Source organism: Pseudoxanthomonas kalamensis DSM 18571 (assembly GCF_010211745.1).
Classification (GTDB): domain Bacteria; phylum Pseudomonadota; class Gammaproteobacteria; order Xanthomonadales; family Xanthomonadaceae; genus Pseudoxanthomonas_A; species Pseudoxanthomonas_A kalamensis.
In genome coordinates, this window is record NZ_PDWQ01000115.1 from 1 (window position 1) to 552 (window position 552).

The 552-nt window shown below is 60.1% G+C and carries 1 protein-coding gene; it reads left to right on the forward strand.

Features of this window, described 5'->3' with window-relative positions; translation table 11 throughout:
• On the forward strand, positions 1-552 hold a 552-nt coding region (locus tag CSC70_RS14285; RefSeq protein ID WP_162457228.1), incomplete at both ends, for a TonB-dependent receptor domain-containing protein.

The window sequence follows — 552 nt, forward strand, 5'->3', positions numbered from 1 at the left end:
TACCGAAAAGACCTTCGGTAGCTATGGCTTGATCAGCTATCGCAGCGATCGTTTGAATGTGCAGGCCGGTGTGCACTTCGACAGCACCAAGCTCGACACGGTGGGCCGCCAACGGCAGCTGGATGCGGCAACCAATCACTACGTGTACGTCGATAACCCGACCAGTGCGGACTACGACTACCTACTGCCGTCGGCGGTGATGACCTATCACCTGACCGATGCGCTGGATCTGCGCGCCGGTGCAAGCCGCACGTTGGGCCGCCCGCCGTACGATGCCTATGCGGCGCGTACCTCCATCGGCTTCGTCAATACGACAGACGCCGGCAACCCGAACGCGCAGGGCGTCACCGTCACCATCGGCAACCCAGACATCAAGCCGCGTGTGTCCAACAACCTGGATCTATCGCTGGAATGGCGCCTTCCCGGGGATTTCGATGCGTTCGCGTCCGCTGCCGTCTTCGACAAACATATCCAGGACGAGATCTTTACGCTCTCGCGCACCGATAGCTTCACCTTCGACGGCACCACGTATGCGAATGCGTTGATCAGCAC